The organism is Ruegeria sp. CDSB022 (genome assembly GCF_059611145.1).
This window is the reverse complement of the sequence record NZ_JBXWOZ010000001.1, coordinates 717,631-731,926: the sequence shown is the minus strand read 5'-3', so window position 1 is coordinate 731,926 and position 14,296 is coordinate 717,631. Positions and strand designations below refer to the sequence as shown.

The window sequence follows — 14,296 nt, the reverse complement described above, 5'->3', positions numbered from 1 at the left end:
CAAGACACCAGATTGAGGGCGCTTTATCTGCGTTTACCGAACAGCCAGCGCTTCTTTTGTGGTTTTGCATCGAGGTCGTAGCCAAACCCTTCGAAAAAGCTACGAACTTCTGGGGTCAACATCCCACGACCACTTGCATATTGAGGCAGGTCGAAGCCACCGCCATAGTTCAGCTCGACAACGACCGGACCAGACTCGGTTATAGCAATGTCGGTCGACTGATATCGAATTGGCTGAAAGGTTCTTGCAGCACGGTCATTTATTTCGATCAATTCGTCCCAAAAAGGCAGTTTCAAGCCCATTAAACCGGGGTTGTCAGGATGGTCATCCAGGAATTCTGTTTCCATCTTGGCGCGGCGCGCGACGGTTTCGATAACGCCGGTTTTGATATTGATCGAACAAGCAAGGTTCCCCGGTCTCCAGAAGGCGTCCGCAATATTGGGGCCCTGCGGAAGTTTAATAACGGCAACTGGGCAAAAGACGTCGTTTTCTCTTACCAGCGTAACCATTCGCACCGTTGCAAGGGCTGAAGCGTAGTCTTGGATTGCAGAGTGATTTTTGAGCAAAGGTTGCACGACATATGAATTCTGCCCAACGAACTCGTCTAGGAATGCCTCATAGGTGATCGGCGGTTGGCCTGCACAAGTGATAGTGGATTGATCCGCGTCCTCGATCAAAAAGGCCCCAAAGCTTACCATCCCCTCGACGATCTTTCCAAAAAGCCCACCTTCCAGATGGTTGCAAACGAGATCGCGCAACGCCTCAGGAGTGTTGATTTTCGTAACCCCGGGGTAGTGTCGGTTCGAACGGTCGATGACGCCAACGGTTTCCGGGACAGGTACACCTGCTGTTTCAAGCAAAGTAGAAGCCAGTATCTTGTCTTCTGCGGCACTGTTCCAACCATGATGGTTACACTTGTGGGCGATGGGCCAATGGAGATCATTGGAGATGTATGCCGCGCGTTCGGCGTCGGTAAAGCGGTCTTCGTGATGAAGGCCATTGCGCACATACTCAACCATATTCAAACGGCTGGGAGGCTTTGCCATTTGATTGAAGCTCCGTTGGACTTGTAAAACAGAGCGCCCAGAGCTTTTGGCGGCATGCGCTAAAAGCGTCGCATGATCGGAGTCGCGGGCAGATAGGTACCGTTGATGGTCGGATTCCGCAGCATTGATATTTTTTGGATTTGTCATCTCTACGACTCACAGTAATCGATCAGAAGTTGGGGTATGCAATCATATTGTTTGCGATGATGGCAGGCTTTGGGCAGCTGCCTGTTAGATAGTGTTGTACTTTTGCTGTTGGTTTCTGAATTTCCAGGCAGGCAATCGCCGAAGAAACCAAGCGGGGTCAAATTGAGAATTTGACAAGACCGATCATGTTATCGTCTTGCGGAGGCGCAACCTTCCGGTCATTGTTAGGTCCACTACAGGTAAGGTTGAAATAGGACGCTTGGCGCACCACCTTTACCTTCCAGACAGGAGACGGCCGGGGGTTGCCTAGATGAGGGACCAGTGCCGTCTTGCCAAAGATAAGGATTGAGCATGCAAGAGCCCCTGAATTCCTCATACCCAGTACTTCCGCTACGCGACATTGTGGTTTTTCCTCATATGATCGTGCCTTTGTTCGTGGGTCGGGAAAGGTCTGTCCGCGCACTTGAGGAAGTGATGCAGGACGATAAGCAAATTCTGCTGTCTAGCCAGATTGATCCAGGTGATGACGATCCGGAAATCGACGGTATCTATCGCTCGGGCGTGCTGGCGAATGTGCTGCAGCTGCTGAAGCTTCCAGATGGAACCGTGAAAGTTCTGGTCGAGGGGCAAGCGCGCGTACAGATTACAGAATACCTTGATAACGAAGAGTTTTTTGAGGCTCGTGCAGAATATCTGACCGAGATTCCGGGTGATGTGACCACTACACAAGCGTTGCTTCGCACCGTCGCGGATGAGTTCGAACGCTATGCCAAAGTCCGCAAGAACATCCCCGAAGAGGCTTTGACCGCTGTTGGTGAAACCGCCGAGCCCGCCAAACTGGCCGACCTCGTGTCGGGGCATCTTGGTATCGAGGTCGAGCAAAAGCAGGAACTGCTGGAAACACTGTCGGTCAGCGAACGGCTTGAAAAGGTCTACGGCCTGATGCAGGGCGAGATGTCGGTTCTGCAGGTCGAGAAAAAGATCAAGACCCGCGTCAAAACCCAGATGGAGAAGACACAGCGCGAGTACTACCTGAATGAGCAGATGAAAGCCATTCAGAAGGAACTTGGCGATGGCGATGACGGCTCGAACGAAGTGGCCGAGCTGGAAGAGAAAATCGCCGAAACAAAGCTGTCGAAAGAGGCGCGTGAAAAGGCCGAAGGTGAGCTGAAGAAGCTGCGCAATATGAGCCCGATGTCGGCTGAGGCCACAGTCGTGCGCAATTACCTCGACTGGATTTTGGCTCTGCCTTGGGGCACCAAGTCCCGCGTTAAAAAAGATCTTGGTCGCGCGCAGGAAATTCTGGATGACGATCACTATGGGCTTGAGAAGGTCAAGGAACGGATCGTCGAATATCTGGCTGTTCAGCAGCGGTCGAAGAAGCTGAAGGGCCCGATTATGTGCCTTGTTGGCCCTCCGGGTGTGGGTAAAACCTCGCTTGGTAAGTCGGTTGCACGTGCGACGGGGCGCGAATTCATTCGCATCTCGCTGGGCGGTGTGCGTGACGAGTCCGAGATCCGTGGCCACCGTCGGACCTATATCGGTTCGATGCCTGGTAAGATCATCCAGGCGCTGAAAAAGGCGAAGACCACAAACCCGCTCATCCTGCTCGACGAGATCGACAAGATGGGTCAGGATTTCCGTGGCGATCCGGCCTCGGCCATGCTGGAAGTGTTGGACCCGGAACAGAACAGCACGTTCATGGATCACTACCTTGAGGTTGAATATGACCTATCCAACGTGATGTTCCTGACCACCTCCAACAGCTATAACATGCCCGGGCCTTTGCTCGACCGGATGGAGATCATACCTCTGGCGGGCTATACCGAAGATGAAAAGAGCGAGATCGCCAAGCAGCACCTGATCGGTAAGCAGATCAAGAACCACGGTCTGAAAGCCAAAGAGTTCGAACTATCCGATGAGGCGCTGCAATCGATTATCCGCACCTACACCCGAGAAGCTGGCGTGCGGAACCTTGAACGCGAAATCGCCAAGGTGGCGCGGAAGTCGCTGACCAAGATCATCAAGAAAGAGGCGGAGTCGGTCACGGTGACGCCGGACAATCTGGATGAATTCTTGGGCGTGCCCAAGTTCCGCTATGGTTTGGCTGAACAGCACGATCAGGTTGGGGTTGTAACCGGTCTGGCCTGGACCTCCGTTGGCGGCGATCTGCTGCATATCGAGGCGCTGAAACTGCCCGGTAAGGGGCGGATGAAGACCACGGGTAAGCTGGGCGATGTGATGAAGGAATCCATCGATGCAGCCTCATCTTATGTGCGGTCAATCTCACCTAAGATCGGGGTGAAGCCGCCCAAATTCGACAACCTGGACATCCACGTCCACGTACCGGACGGGGCAACGCCCAAGGATGGTCCTTCGGCCGGTTTGGCAATGGTGACCTCAATCGTATCGGTTCTGACGGGTATCCCGGTGCACAAGGATATTGCCATGACAGGAGAGGTTTCCCTGCGCGGCAATGCGATGCCCATCGGTGGTTTGAAGGAAAAGCTGCTGGCGGCTCTGCGCGGCGGGATCAAGACTGTTCTGATTCCGGAAGAGAATGAGAAAGACCTGGCCGAAATTCCTGACAACGTGAAGGAAGGGCTGAAAATCATCCCGGTCACGCATGTTTCGGAAGTTCTGAAACACGCTCTGGTTCGGGATCCTGAACCTGTCGAATGGGACGAAGCCGCAGAAGAGGCCGCCGCGGCTGCAGCCAAAACGGCTGAGAACACGTCCCCGTCCGCCAGGGCGCACTAAAGGTCAGAATATGGCAATTAGGGGCGGGGTTAGCACCTCGCCCTTTTTCTTTGGTCAGACCAAATAGTCAGCCAATTACTGGCTTTGCATATCGGATCGCAGAGTAGAGAAATGGTGGGTGATAAGAGATTTGAACTCCTGACATCTTCGATGTGAACGAAGCGCTCTACCACTGAGCTAATCACCCGTGAGCAGGGGTCTTATAAGGAGTTCAGCAAAGCCGCAAGAGGTCTTTGCGCCTTTTGGGCCCCGGGGATTACCCCGCAAATGCCCAGTCGAGGTGCCCATAAACGGGCGGCCTTGTGGGGCCGCCCTTTCACTTTTTGATGTCAAAGAATGAAATCGTCCTGGGTCAGATCGTGCAAGCCAGAGATCTTGATAACCATCTCAGGATTTTTGTCGCCGTCAGTATCCACAAGAACAAGTGTGAAGTCGTTCTTGGTGCCTGCGTTGTTTTTCTTGACGTAATAGATTTCGCCTTCGTCCGACGTCTGGGCCGGTGTTGTACCGTTGAAGACAAATGAATCATCGCCGTCAATTACGGTGCTTGCGTCGATCGCACTTAGGTCGATCTTGTCTTCACCCTGAGTGAAATCGGTAATCCGGTCGGCATATTTTGCTTTGCGCGAACTTTCGGTTGTTGACGTGAACACAAACTCATCGGCCCCTTCGCCGCCGGTCATGGTGTCCCTTCCGGCACCACCGATCAAAGTATCGCTGCCTGCGCCACCATTCAGGGTATCTTTGCCAAGGCCCCCGTCCAGGCGGTCAGACCCTCCATTACCCTGCAGGATGTTTCGACCGTCCGTACCTGTAATGTCGTCATTTTGCTCGGACCCATCGACGTTTTCGACACCCGTAATGGTATCGGTTCCGTATCCGGTTGCCTGTGCATTGGTGTCAGACAAATCAACGGTTACGGCGCTTGTGCCAATATAACGCAACCAATCCAGGCCCTCTCCGCCGTCAATAATATCGTCGCCGTCGCTGTCCTCGGCTACAAAGTTGTCCGTGCCCTTGTGGCCGTACAGTTCGTCGTTTCCAAGACCTCCGGTCAGGGTGTCATTGCCGCCACCCCCAAGAACAATGTCATTACCCTCGCCAGCAGAAATAACATCGCTACCGCCAAATCCTTCCAACCGGTTATCAACTTCATTCCCGACGATGATGTCGCCCTTGTTGCCGCCCTGCGCATTCTCAATGACGACCCCATTTGCGATCGTAAATCCACCGGTTACGCCTTTGGCATGGGAAGGAGTGCCACCTGCATCGCTGCCATCAAGATCCGCGTCATTGAGGTTGATCGTGACGCTACGATCAACACCCTTTGCCGAAATTGTATCGATTCCATCTGTATCCCAGATGGATGTCCAGAATGTTCCGGCGCCATTCTTGCCTTTGATTTTATAGACGCTGTCGTCGGTGTTGTGGTCCGTCGTTCCGTAGATCGCCTGCAGCGCAGCTATATCAAGGGCCATGGGCGAGGCCGTGCCGCCAGCCTTATATGTCTTCAGTGGAACAACTTCGGGATAGCCCGAGTTGTAGGACATGATGGTGTAAACACCCTGGTTCTGCCCATCTGTCCCGTAATCGTCGAAGGGCTGCGTAACCCCCGGAAAAATAGTCGAGCTGCCGCCTTCATCATGTGGGTGGGCTAGGCCAAGGCCGTGAAGAATCTCGTGAATGATTGTCGCGAAGCCTTCACCGCCTTTGCGTAGCGCCTCTTTGCTAAACAGAGGCGTATCATAGGCAAAGATGCCGAACAGGGCGTCGATGCCAGAATCCTGCAGCAGGGGGTCGTCACCCGGAACTTGATGGACACCAAGAGATCCGGGTCCGCCAAGATCGTTTTGGGTCAGCAAAGCGTAGGTGATGTTAACGTCATTAATCTCGCCTGCTGGTGTCAGAAAGCCGACTTCGTTGAACTCGATCGGAATGATCGTTTCGATAATTGCAAATGCTTTGCGGATTGCTTCCTTCATGTAGGAGGCAAAGCCACGGCGACCTAACGATCCATCATCGAAGGAGTATGTGATTGTGCCCGGAGCACTGACGCCTCCGGCGCTGGTGTCCCAAGACGTGCCCCAAATTAGGCTGTCTACATAAACATGACCGGTAACATTTGCACCCGGAGAAGTTGTGCTGGCAACTGACATCTTAAATTTCTTCCTTGTCTAACACGCCGTTTGTTCCCGGTTTTTCCGGAATACAAAATTAGCGCCGTATATTTTGACCGGTTCTAGAATCGGTAATTCTTCCTTTGGCATCAGAAATTTCCAACGTTTTGGCCCGAGGATCAACCGAGCGTATGAAGTCTCTTTTGGCAGAGGTGTTTGTAATCGTCTTGAAGACCATTTGTGGTTGAAATGAGGCAGAACGCGGCAAGCTTTGAGTAACTCTCTGCCAGCAAGTTGATATGACTGTTCGCTTTGGGTTTATGCCAGAATAAGCTTGGGGATGAGCTTGGGGATGAGCTTGGGGGCTGTCCTAAGATCTGGATCTAGCGGACCCATGCCAGGTGATGTGCTGCTCAAGGTTTCAGAATATTTTTGTCTGGCCAAAGGCAGTGGGTCGTGAATTATCGGCTTGTTTCTGTTTGGCCATTCGTCGTGTGACGAGAAAACATCTCTAACAAAAATTACGTTCTGAGAAAAAACTTCAATTCGCCGCTTGACGATGTCCGGGCGTGGCCATAATACACCCCAACGTTCAGCAACGAACGGGCAGCGGGCGGTTGTAGCTCAGTTGGTTAGAGTACCGGCCTGTCACGCCGGGGGTCGCGGGTTCGAGCCCCGTCAACCGCGCCATCGCTGCCATCCTTGGTCCAGGGTAAAGGCCACGAAATAGATGCGCGGTTGTAGCTCAGCTGGTTAGAGTACCGGCCTGTCACGCCGGGGGTCGCGGGTTCGAGCCCCGTCAACCGCGCCATTTTCCACTAGTTTTCAGAAATCATACCGTTTACCGGGTGACTCTATTGGTTTTGTTGTCAGTAGGTGGCGGCAACATCTCTCTCGTTCACATTTTGTTCTAACTTTTCTGTTGGAGACTCAGTGTGGCTCGCTTATCTCTAGGACACTTATGTGTTGGGGGCCAAACATGGCTGAGCTGAAGAATATCGAGGTGCGCGGCGCGCGCGAACATAACCTCAAAGGCATTGACGTGGATATTCCGCGTGACCAGCTTGTGGTCATCACTGGTCTGTCAGGCTCGGGCAAGTCGTCGCTTGCCTTTGACACGATCTATGCGGAAGGGCAGCGCCGGTATGTCGAAAGCCTGTCGGCCTATGCCCGGCAATTTCTGGATATGATGGAAAAGCCAGATGTGGACCATATCAGTGGTCTATCTCCGGCTATTTCCATCGAACAGAAGACGACCTCAAAGAACCCACGGTCTACTGTGGGAACCGTGACCGAGATTTACGACTATCTGCGTCTGCTGTTTGCCCGCGCTGGTACACCGTTCAGCCCTGCCACGGGCAAGCCGATCGAAGCCCAGCAGGTGCAGGATATGGTCGACCGGATCATGACGATGGAGGAGGGCACGCGCGGGTATCTGCTTGCCCCGATCGTGCGAGACCGGAAGGGCGAGTACAAAAAAGAGTTCCTGGAACTGCGCAAACAGGGCTTTCAGCGCGTCAAGGTTGATGGCGCGTTTCACGAGCTGGACGAGCCGCCGACACTGGACAAGAAATTCCGCCATGACATCGACGTTGTGGTCGACCGGTTGGTCGTGCGCGAGGGTATGGAAACGCGGCTGGCGGACAGCCTGCGCACAGCGCTTGATTTGGCCGATGGCATTGCGATTTTGGAAACCGCACCGCCTGAAGGCGACCCGGAGCGGATCACCTTCAGTGAAAATTTCGCCTGTCCTGTCAGTGGCTTCACCATCCCCGAGATCGAACCGCGCCTGTTTTCCTTTAATGCGCCCTTCGGGGCCTGTCAGGCCTGTGACGGGCTGGGGGTCGAGCTGTTCTTTGACGAACGCCTCGTAGTGCCGGATCAGACGCTGAAACTGTATGATGGCGCCTTGGCGCCCTGGCGCAAGGGCAAGTCGCCCTATTTCCTGCAGACTATCGAAGCCATCGCGCGACATTATGAGTTCGACAAGAATACGCCGTGGAAAGATCTGCCCGCCAAGGTGCAGCAGGTGTTTCTGCGCGGATCGGGCGAGGAAGAAATCCAGTTCCGCTATGACGAAGGCGGCCGGGTTTATCAGGTAACCCGCAGTTTCGAAGGCGTTATCCCGAATATGGAGCGGCGCTATCGCGAGACTGACAGCGCCTGGATCCGCGAAGAATTTGAGCGTTATCAAAACAACCGCTCCTGCGGCACCTGCGAAGGCTATCGCCTGCGCGCTGAGGCGCTGGCCGTCAAGATTTCCGGAATGCATGTCGGGCAGGTGGTCCAGATGTCGATCCGCGAGGCACTGGCTTGGGTTGAGGATGCCCCGAACCATCTGAGCGCTCAGAAAAATGAAATCGCGCGGGTGATCCTCAAAGAGATCCGCGAGCGTTTAGGATTTCTGAATAACGTTGGTTTGGAGTACCTTACGCTGTCACGTTCAAGTGGAACGCTTTCGGGCGGGGAAAGTCAGCGTATCCGTCTGGCCAGCCAGATCGGTTCGGGTCTGACCGGGGTGTTGTATGTACTGGACGAACCTTCGATCGGGTTGCATCAGCGCGACAATGACCGCTTGCTGGGTACTCTCAAAAACCTGAGGGATCAGGGGAACACGGTCATCGTCGTAGAACATGACGAGGAAGCCATCCGCGAAGCCGACTATGTCTTTGACATCGGACCGGGCGCAGGCGTGCATGGCGGACAGGTCGTCAGCCAGGGTACCCCGTCCGAGATCGCGACCGATGCAGCCTCGATCACCGGCCAATACCTGTCAGGCACACGCGAAATCCCGGTGCCGTCCGAGCGGCGGAAGGGGAACAAAAAGAAAGTGACTGTGGTTAAGGCCACCGGGAACAATCTGAAGAAAGTGACCGCTGATTTTCCTCTGGGCAAGTTCGTCTGTGTGACCGGCGTATCCGGCGGTGGCAAATCGACCCTGACGATTGAAACCCTATTCAAGACAGCCTCCATGCGGCTGAACGGCGCGCGGCAGACACCCGCGCCGTGCGAGACGATCAAGGGGCTCGAGCATCTGGATAAGGTGATCGACATCGACCAGCGGCCCATCGGGCGTACACCACGCTCGAACCCGGCCACGTATACGGGGGCGTTCACGCCGATCCGTGACTGGTTCGCCGGTCTGCCCGAGTCCAAGGCGCGCGGGTACAAGCCTGGCCGGTTCAGCTTTAACGTCAAAGGCGGTCGGTGCGAGGCTTGTCAGGGCGACGGCGTCATCAAGATCGAAATGCACTTTCTGCCCGATGTCTATGTAACCTGCGAAACCTGCAAAGGCGCGCGGTACAATCGGGAAACCCTTGAGATCAAATTCAAAGGCAAGTCCATCGCGGATGTCCTTGATATGACAGTGGAAGATGCACAAGAGTTCTTCAAAGCCGTGCCGTCGATCCGCGATAAGATGGACGCGCTGGCGCGGGTCGGTCTGGGGTATATCAAGGTCGGGCAACAGGCGACGACCCTGTCGGGCGGTGAAGCGCAGCGGGTGAAGCTGTCAAAAGAACTCTCCAAACGCTCAACTGGTCGGACGCTTTACATTCTGGATGAGCCGACGACCGGTCTTCATTTCGAAGACGTCCGCAAGCTGTTGGAAGTGCTGCATGAATTGGTTGATCAGGGTAACACGGTTGTTGTGATCGAACACAATCTGGATGTTGTCAAAACGGCCGACCACATCATTGATATCGGACCCGAAGGCGGTGATGGTGGTGGTGAAATTGTCGCCACGGGAACGCCCGAAGATGTTGTTGTTGTGGAACGCAGCCATACGGGCAGGTATTTGAAACAGTTGCTGAACCCCGAGCGGGTCGCGGCGGAATAACCTCCGTCGCGGCAACTTCAGTATCTGGCGTATCGCAGCGTCTGCCAGTGGCGCAGTATTGGCGGAAAGAACAGGAACACGAAGCCGAAGCTGACATAGGCAAAAATCATTATCGGGATCCACAGCAGAACGCCAACCAGCCCAATAATCCCGGAAACACGCGCGGCTGAGTTCGCCGACATAATGCGTGTGAGCAAAGCGAAGAGCAGACGCCCCCCATCCAGCGGCATCAGGGGCAGCATGTTAAACAGCGCCTGCCACAGGTTTAGCTCTGCCGTCACCACCAGAACCCAGCCAATTTCGGGCGAGTTGGAAACGGTTCCAGCAATGAACACACGGTCCACAGGGTCAGGTTCACAATCGGCCCCATGGCCACAATCAATTCGTCTTCATATGCCGAGGTTGACCGGCGATGTTCGCAGAATCTACCGCCTCCATAAAGGACGTCTCGATTGACGGGCACGCCCTGCACAAGACAGCCCCATAGGTGGCCCAACTCGTGCAGGAGAATCGAAATCAATTAAATCGCCACGAAGGCGAGCGCATAGGGCAGGTTGACCGGATCGGCGTTAAATCCGACAACGATCAAAACCAGAAAAATAAGGCTTTGGCTGAAATGTATCGGTACGTTCCATGGGCCGCGGAGCTCAAATAGCACGTTTTCAGTATTCATAATAAAACCTCGAAATAGTGAGGTTTATGATGAAGTTAGATTGCGTCAAAATTTTGAAAACAGGCTGAAAAATGCCCGAGCCTGCTTACTTTCTCAAATAGACAGAGGTTGCTTTTCGACCGCTTGAATTCAGGCCGCGATTGTCAGTTCAGGATGTCTGCAACCGCGCCGATCAGGTTCAGAACTTTGCGTGTATCCGGGTCGACACGATACACGTAGTCGCCTGCGCGGACATAGCTTCCCCTATTCAGGCCATACCGAAACGGATCATCAATCCAGCGATAGTCGCCATTGATAAACTCGCCATTTCTATACAGCTTTTTGGCCTGTCCCGGAGGGACACAGGGTACGTTTTTCTTGGCCAGGCCCGGCGGGCAGTGGCCGGCGTTTCCAGTTGCAACAATACCGCCCTGAGGCGCAATGCGGATGACCTTATTGCTATTCTTGTTCTTGCCGTTTCCCTTCCCGTTACCGGCCATGGCCGCCACCGGGGTCACGACCAGAGCAAGAACAGTAAGCGCTTTGACCAAATTATGCGTCATCGTAGCCCCAAGAATCGATGCTGAACCTCTCCATTAGATGGACATCGGCAGGAAAGGGGTCAACCCTATGGGCAGGAAGCCGCCCAAGGGCATCCTAGTTCCGACCGCGCTTTTCAAATCGCGGAAGCATGGCCGAGAAGTCCAGCCCCAGCCCATCTTCGCTTTCGACGAATTGCTGATACAGCTCGGTCGCCATCATCCCCATTGGGGTGTCGGCATCCGAGCTTTCCGCCGCCTGCTGACTGAGACGCAGGTCTTTCAACATCAGTTCGGCGGCAAAGCCGGGTTGATAACCATTGTCGGCCGGGCTTTGCGGGCCGATGCCTGGGGCAGGGCAGTATACGTTCATCGTCCAGCTATAGCCCGAGGAGGTGCTGACAACGTCGAACATTTTCTGCCGGTCCAGCCCCAACTTGTCGGCCAGCGCGAAGGCCTCGCAGGTTGCAATCATGGTGACGCCCAAAATCATGTTGTTGCAGATCTTGGCCGCCTGACCCGCGCCCGCGTCTCCGCAATGCACTGCCTTTTGCCCCATGATGTCGAACAAGGGCCGGGCTTTTTCAAATGCCTCGGCGCTTCCACCTGCCATGAATGTCAGCGTCCCAGCCGAGGCGCCTCCGATACCGCCCGAGACGGGCGCGTCGACGGCCAAAACTCCCGCAGCCAAAGCCATATCGGCAACAGCTCGAGCGCTGTCGACATCCACTGTCGAACAATCGACCCAGACGGCCCCTTCATTTATCGCTGGAATGATCTCATTTGCGACGGATCGAAGTATCTGGCCATTCGGAAGCATGGTGATGACGATGTCTGCGTCTTTTGCAGCGTCGGCCCCTGACCCAGTCAAAGTAACACCGGAAACCGACACCTCGGCCATATCAAACCCAGCGACTTCATGCCCGGCATTGGCAAGATTGACTGCCATTGGATTGCCCATGTTTCCAAGGCCGATAAACCCGATTTTCATTCTTTAATCCTCCTCGAATGTCAGGGCGACGCTGCCCAGGGGCCGCAGCATTGCGGAAATATCCACGGCGGGAACAGGTTTGCCATGGTGACGCCAATTAGGAGAGCGATCCTTGTCTATGATCTGCGCGCGGATACCTTCCAGAAAGTCTCCGTGTTCCATGGCGCGCGCCGTAAAGCGGTATTCCATCTCTAGGGCTTTTCGGATCGACAGATCCAGCGCCTTAAGCCGATGGATCATTTCAATGGTACAAGCCACGGATAGTGGAGAGTTGCGGCCCATCAACTTTTGCGCCGCGTCAGAGAACGGGGTCTCGGAAAAGCGCAACGCGTTGAGGATGTCGTTCAACCCCTCGCCATTGAAAAGCACGTCGATTTCCGCCTGGACCTTTTCAAGTTTACCTGTGGGTGGCGTCTGGGAATGCTCGACCAACAGGTCTGTGCTCCCGGAAGCTTCGAGCAGTTCGATCAAGCCGGGCCATTCTTCAATGGGGATAAAATGGTCGGCAAAGCCCGCATAAATGGCGTCCGCAGGGCCCATTCGGTGACCTGTTGTGCCCAAGTATTCTCCCAGTCGACCCGGAGCCAGCGCGAGCATCAGAGAGCCACCAACATCCGGCACCAAACCGATAGAGCACTCGGGCAGGGCAATCTGAGATGTTTCACAGACTATGCGGTGGCTTCCGTGGCACCCAATTCCGACGCCGCCACCCATAGTAAACCCTTGTAGGAAACTGACCACGGGCTTGGGGTATTCGAAAATCAGTGCATTCAGCCTGTATTCATCGCGCCAGAAAGTCTGCCCATAGGCAAAGTCGCCTTTGCACCCGGTATCATAAAGCTCTGCGATATCTCCCCCGGCGCAAAATGCTTTATCGCCAACGGCGTCCAGTATGATCAGGTCAACTGACTCGTCCTCGCGCCAGTTGCGCATGGCCGTATCTATCGCCATGCACATGTCATAACTCAGCGCGTTCAAAGACTTGGGGCGTGTCAGAGTGATGCGTCCAGCGCGGCCGGTAGTGTGAATTTCAATATCTGGCATCGGGGTCTCAGCGTTGGGCAAGCATCTGACGAGAAACAATGACGCGCATGATCTCGTTTGTGCCTTCCAGAATTTGATGAACGCGCAAGTCGCGGACAAGCTTTTCGATACCGTAATCGGCGAGATACCCATAACCGCCGTGCAGTTGCAGGCATTGGTCGACCACTTTTGATCCGGTTTCAGTCACGAATTTCTTGGCCATTGCACAGAACTTGGTGGCGTCCGGTGCGCCCGTGTCCAGTTTCCAGGCCGCCTGACGCAAGAACGTCCGGGCCGCCTGCAATTCTATTTCCATATCCGCAAGCCTGAACTGCAGCGCTTGAAACTGATCAATCGACTTCCCGAATGCCTGACGCTCGGACATATACTGAAGCGTCATGTTCAGACCTGCTTGTGCCGCCCCCAAAGAACATGAGGCAATATTCAAGCGACCGCCATCCAGGCCCATCATCGCATATTTGAATCCGTCACCTTCTGTACCCACCAGATTGCCCGCCGGAACTTTGCAGTCGTCAAACTGAACCTGCGCCGTTGGTTGGCTTTTCCAGCCCATCTTTTGTTCAAGCGCGCCAAAGCTAAGACCTGGAGTGCCATCTTCGACATACAGGGTTGAAATCCCTTTGGGACCATCCTGTCCGGTGCGCACCATACAGACATAAGCATCTGAGTATCCGCCGCCCGAGATGAAGGCTTTTGTTCCGTTCAGCGTATAACCTTCGTTCGTGCGTTCGGCGCGAGTTTTCAGCGCGGCTGCGTCCGAGCCTGATCCGGGTTCGGTCAGGCAGTAGCTGAGGACTGTGTTCAGGTTAAGAATATCCGGCATGATCCGCGATTTCAGCTCATCCGCGGCAAATGTGTCCAACATCTTGGCGCACATATTGTGGATCGTCAGGAAGGCCGCGACTGAAGGGCAAGCCATCGAAAGGGCCTCGAACACCATCGTCGCATCCAGCCTACTAAGACCGGAACCGCCACTATCTTCGGACACATAGAGACCGCCAAAGCCAAGCTCCCCTACACGGGGCCAAAGGTCTTTGGGAATAGTGCCATCTGCCTCCCATTGCCGGGCGAAGGGTGCGATATGCTCCTGCCCGAACTCATAGGCCATATCGAAGATAGCAGTTTGCTCTTCGGTTGGTGCAAAATCCATTGGTTTCCTCCC

At 54.6% G+C, this 14,296-nt stretch carries 10 protein-coding genes and 3 tRNA genes; 4 read left to right on the top strand and 9 right to left on the bottom strand.

The window, feature by feature from the left end; translation table 11 throughout:
• Positions 1-23: 23 nt before the first annotated feature.
• Positions 24-1,193, bottom strand: coding sequence for a sugar-transfer associated ATP-grasp domain-containing protein (locus AC2FIZ_RS03685; RefSeq protein WP_282027428.1), 1,170 nt, complete (start codon positions 1,191-1,193; stop codon positions 24-26).
• Positions 1,194-1,544: 351 nt separating this feature from the next.
• On the opposite strand from AC2FIZ_RS03685, the gene lon reads away from it, so the two are divergent.
• On the top strand, positions 1,545-3,953 hold the full coding sequence (gene lon / locus AC2FIZ_RS03680) for an endopeptidase La (RefSeq protein ID WP_142634051.1): 2,409 nt from the start codon (positions 1,545-1,547) through the stop codon (positions 3,951-3,953).
• Between the two features lie 112 nt (positions 3,954-4,065).
• Here the strand turns inward: lon and AC2FIZ_RS03675 are convergent.
• Both AC2FIZ_RS03675 and AC2FIZ_RS03670 read right to left on the bottom strand, forming a co-directional pair.
• Positions 4,066-4,140, bottom strand: a tRNA-Val gene (locus tag AC2FIZ_RS03675).
• Between the two features lie 142 nt (positions 4,141-4,282).
• Complete coding sequence (locus tag AC2FIZ_RS03670; protein WP_281994677.1) at positions 4,283-6,109, bottom strand: M10 family metallopeptidase C-terminal domain-containing protein; 1,827 nt, start codon at positions 6,107-6,109, stop codon at positions 4,283-4,285.
• Positions 6,110-6,683: 574 nt separating this feature from the next.
• Here AC2FIZ_RS03670 and AC2FIZ_RS03665 point away from each other — a divergent pair.
• The 3 genes from AC2FIZ_RS03665 (at position 6,684) to uvrA (ending at position 9,908) form a co-directional block, all read left to right on the top strand.
• Positions 6,684-6,760 (top strand) — tRNA-Asp (locus AC2FIZ_RS03665).
• 44 nt (positions 6,761-6,804) lie between these two features.
• A tRNA-Asp gene (locus AC2FIZ_RS03660) sits at positions 6,805-6,881 on the top strand.
• A 168-nt stretch (positions 6,882-7,049) separates the two neighbouring features.
• A complete protein-coding gene (gene uvrA / locus AC2FIZ_RS03655; protein ID WP_496790606.1) occupies positions 7,050-9,908 on the top strand; it encodes an excinuclease ABC subunit UvrA in 2,859 nt (952 codons plus the stop codon).
• A gap of 17 nt (positions 9,909-9,925) precedes the next feature.
• Here the strand turns inward: uvrA and AC2FIZ_RS03650 are convergent, their stop codons facing one another.
• The 6 genes from AC2FIZ_RS03650 to AC2FIZ_RS03625 all read right to left on the bottom strand — a co-directional run bounded on the left by AC2FIZ_RS03650 (position 9,926) and on the right by AC2FIZ_RS03625 (position 14,284).
• Positions 9,926-10,252, bottom strand: a complete 327-nt coding sequence (locus tag AC2FIZ_RS03650; RefSeq protein WP_281994675.1) for a site-2 protease family protein — start codon at positions 10,250-10,252, stop codon at positions 9,926-9,928.
• 176 nt (positions 10,253-10,428) lie between these two features.
• Positions 10,429-10,581 (bottom strand): hypothetical protein, encoded by a 153-nt coding sequence (locus AC2FIZ_RS03645; RefSeq protein WP_281994674.1) that lies wholly within the window; start codon positions 10,579-10,581, stop codon positions 10,429-10,431.
• Positions 10,582-10,724: 143 nt separating this feature from the next.
• The gene (locus tag AC2FIZ_RS03640; protein ID WP_281994673.1) at positions 10,725-11,123 is read right to left on the bottom strand and encodes a hypothetical protein; all 399 of its coding nucleotides are present in this window, start codon (positions 11,121-11,123) and stop codon (positions 10,725-10,727) included.
• A gap of 94 nt (positions 11,124-11,217) precedes the next feature.
• The gene (gene mmsB / locus AC2FIZ_RS03635) at positions 11,218-12,090 is read right to left on the bottom strand and encodes a 3-hydroxyisobutyrate dehydrogenase (protein ID WP_496790605.1); all 873 of its coding nucleotides are present in this window, start codon (positions 12,088-12,090) and stop codon (positions 11,218-11,220) included.
• Between the two features lie 3 nt (positions 12,091-12,093).
• Positions 12,094-13,134 carry an enoyl-CoA hydratase/isomerase family protein gene (locus AC2FIZ_RS03630; RefSeq protein WP_281972159.1) on the bottom strand — a complete coding sequence of 347 codons (1,041 nt, stop codon included), beginning with the start codon at positions 13,132-13,134 and terminating at the stop codon, positions 12,094-12,096.
• A gap of 7 nt (positions 13,135-13,141) precedes the next feature.
• The gene (locus tag AC2FIZ_RS03625) at positions 13,142-14,284 is read right to left on the bottom strand and encodes an acyl-CoA dehydrogenase family protein (RefSeq protein ID WP_142634037.1); all 1,143 of its coding nucleotides are present in this window, start codon (positions 14,282-14,284) and stop codon (positions 13,142-13,144) included.
• Positions 14,285-14,296: the final 12 nt, after the last annotated feature.

Coding starts and splice junctions, on each gene's coding strand:
- lon (WP_142634051.1), top strand. CDS start 1,545: ATGCAAGAGCCCCTGAATTCCTCATACCCAGTACTTCCGCTACGCGAC.
- mmsB (WP_496790605.1), bottom strand. CDS start 12,090: ATGAAAATCGGGTTTATCGGCCTTGGAAACATGGGCAATCCAATGGCA.
- AC2FIZ_RS03640 (WP_281994673.1), bottom strand. CDS start 11,123: ATGACGCATAATTTGGTCAAAGCGCTTACTGTTCTTGCTCTGGTCGTG.
- AC2FIZ_RS03685 (WP_282027428.1), bottom strand. CDS start 1,193: ATGACAAATCCAAAAAATATCAATGCTGCGGAATCCGACCATCAACGG.
- uvrA (WP_496790606.1), top strand. CDS start 7,050: ATGGCTGAGCTGAAGAATATCGAGGTGCGCGGCGCGCGCGAACATAAC.
- AC2FIZ_RS03630 (WP_281972159.1), bottom strand. CDS start 13,134: ATGCCAGATATTGAAATTCACACTACCGGCCGCGCTGGACGCATCACT.
- AC2FIZ_RS03670 (WP_281994677.1), bottom strand. CDS start 6,109: ATGTCAGTTGCCAGCACAACTTCTCCGGGTGCAAATGTTACCGGTCAT.
- AC2FIZ_RS03645 (WP_281994674.1), bottom strand. CDS start 10,581: ATGAATACTGAAAACGTGCTATTTGAGCTCCGCGGCCCATGGAACGTA.
- AC2FIZ_RS03625 (WP_142634037.1), bottom strand. CDS start 14,284: ATGGATTTTGCACCAACCGAAGAGCAAACTGCTATCTTCGATATGGCC.